Here is a 2,325-nt window from a genome sequence, read left to right as displayed (position 1 = left end):
AAGGCGATGAGTACGCCGACGTCCCCCTCCTCGATGTTGAGATAGGGGATACGACTCTCCTCACCAAACTGATTCATGATACGCCGTGCTGCCGCGTCTGGATCTGTAGACATTAGTGAATACCTCGATCGTACTCCATTCCGTACTTTTCACTCGATGCGTCTGCGGTGGCCCCACCGGGATCATTCTCGGTTCGACGGTACGATGGAGATCCGTCCTCAGTTCCGTGTCCGCCTCGAGCAGCAGCTTTCTGTGCGATAGCTTGGCCGGCTGCTGCTTTCGGTCCCCACCGCGCCGCTGTCGTCGCAACACCTGCGCCGCCAACGTAGGCGCCAGCCGCGACACCACCGATGAGAGCAGCACCCTTCGTCGCACCTCCGACAACCCTGGCTGTCAGCGGAGTCGCGTACTTGAACGTCTTCCAAGTGACGTAGAGCGCAATCAGTGGTAACGACACTGCGACTAGATATCTTAGAAACGGGCTATTTGGAGCAAGTGAGCCATGTGAGTAAAGCAAGTCATACCCTTTGAACACAACTGCTGCCGGGAGAGAGAGGACTGCGAGAGGGACAAATCGCTTACTGAATCCCATCGCAATATCAGAGAGAACAGGGATATTGCCGTAACCGAGTGCAAACGCAATTGGCATACCGTACACGTAGACGTAGAGCAGAATCTCCCGAATGTAGTAGAGTGCCTCAAGCGCCCACATCGATAATCCGCCAATGAGTGCGAATACCAGTGCCAGTCCAGGATTGGTTAACGACGTTTTGAGAAAATTGAGCATCACGTTGCCAAGTGAACTGAGACTTGGCATCAGAGCTATCGTGAACCCATCTACGATATAGAGGCCGAGAACGCTCAACCAATACCAGGTGATAATCAAAAATGCGCCAACCCAGGCAGTCTTTTTTGTTTTTCGAGCTTCGTAGGCGTTCCCGATATTGAAGATCCGGATAGTATGTCGCCCCTGGACACACATTACTAAGAGGAGGAGTGAGATTAGCATTATTTCACCACCAACCAAAGCATCTCGAATCCCTATCCAAGGGTCATTTGTCGGGGCGCCAAAGACGAACGCACCGTCTGTTTGTGGGGTTGGAGTCCCAAACATCTCCTCTGTTAGAGTATCGTAACCGGTCTGGAGCCCCTCCATGAAGAGCCCAATGACCCAGTCGACGACACCCTTGAATCCCTCAAGAACGACATCAATTAGATCAACCATGGCTACGTCTCACTGATAGTAATATCACAACCGTCTGGTTCTGATGATGCTGAATACTGGATAGCGTATCCTGTCTCAATGTGGGAGTCACCAACCTGTGTTTCAAGAATGAGCTCAAACTCTCCGCTCTGCTCATCCTCTGTACAGGATGTACCTGTACCGGGGACGAAGGCAAATGGTGACCGAGAACTATAGACCGTGATTTGTTCCCCAGCACCTACGGTGACTTCATTGACCTCTGAGTCAGATTGCGGATCGTATATCCCGCTAATATCAGCGCTGTCTGCATAATTCGTGCCCTCTTCATCAGAGGGGTACGGGACATCCCCAATGAAGAGTAATTTCGTTATCACAGCCGGGACACTACCTTGATTCTCAACCGTCACGAAGGCTTCTTCAGCGATTTTATCTCTCGGTCCATCCCACATCTTTTGGGACTGGTTTCTCCCGATTCCCATCTCAACGACTTCGAGATCTGGTTGAAGGGAAAGCGACGCCTCTGCCACGATGTCTTCGTTTCTCAGCGCAATCATGCTGTAATCCCCAGGTGCGTAGGATGTCCCGATCTCGAAGGAGACCTGTTGGGCCCCTACGGCCACATCACGGGTTCCGAAGAGCTCTCCGTTCGGCTGGATGAGGTTGACTTGGTCGACATCGGCGTCAGAGTCGAGTTCGACAACGAGCGTGGTTCCTTCGACAGCGACCCGTTGTAGTGGGCCTTGCCCATCTACTGAGCCAGTTCCGTCATCGGGAGTTCCTGAGTCCTCATCGCCATTCAGACAGCCTGCGACGCTTACAAGCACCGCACCTGCGGTTGTTCGGAGGACGTTTCGTCTGTTGATGATTGGGTTATTTCGTATCATTGATATCGTTGGAAGAGGTCCTCTGGGCCGAGCATCCGGAGGAGACGATGTCCGGCGTAGAACATCACGAAGAACGGAATAAACTGCCAGAAAATCTCGAAGAGGAACGCGAACCAGCCGTTGATGGTTCCAAGTGGGTGCCAACGGACAGTCGCTGTATCACTCACGTAGGCTGGGTCATGTCCAAGCCACGAGCCTGGCTGATATCGTGCCGTATAGATCCCCGGATCGTCGACG

2 protein-coding genes and 1 pseudogene are annotated in these 2,325 nt (G+C 52.8%); all 3 read right to left on the bottom strand.

Translation table 11 applies throughout. From position 1 onward, the window contains the following. Window positions 1-112: 112 nt before the first annotated feature. On the bottom strand, window positions 113-1,225 hold the full coding sequence (locus DVK07_RS18975; protein ID WP_121598457.1) for a hypothetical protein: 1,113 nt from the start codon (window positions 1,223-1,225) through the stop codon (window positions 113-115). A 2-nt stretch (window positions 1,226-1,227) separates the two neighbouring features. Continuing rightward, the gene (locus DVK07_RS18970; protein WP_121598456.1) at window positions 1,228-2,088 is read right to left on the bottom strand and encodes a hypothetical protein; all 861 of its coding nucleotides are present in this window, start codon (window positions 2,086-2,088) and stop codon (window positions 1,228-1,230) included. Next, window positions 2,085-2,325, bottom strand: a pseudogene (locus DVK07_RS18965) (hypothetical protein); the annotation flags it as partial. The gene DVK07_RS18970 and the pseudogene DVK07_RS18965, both read right to left, overlap by 4 nt.

The sequence above is a fragment of the Halorubrum sp. Atlit-26R genome (genome assembly GCF_003666015.1).
Lineage (GTDB): Archaea > Halobacteriota > Halobacteria > Halobacteriales > Haloferacaceae > Halorubrum.
This window is presented reverse-complemented; position numbering and strand designations above follow the sequence as displayed.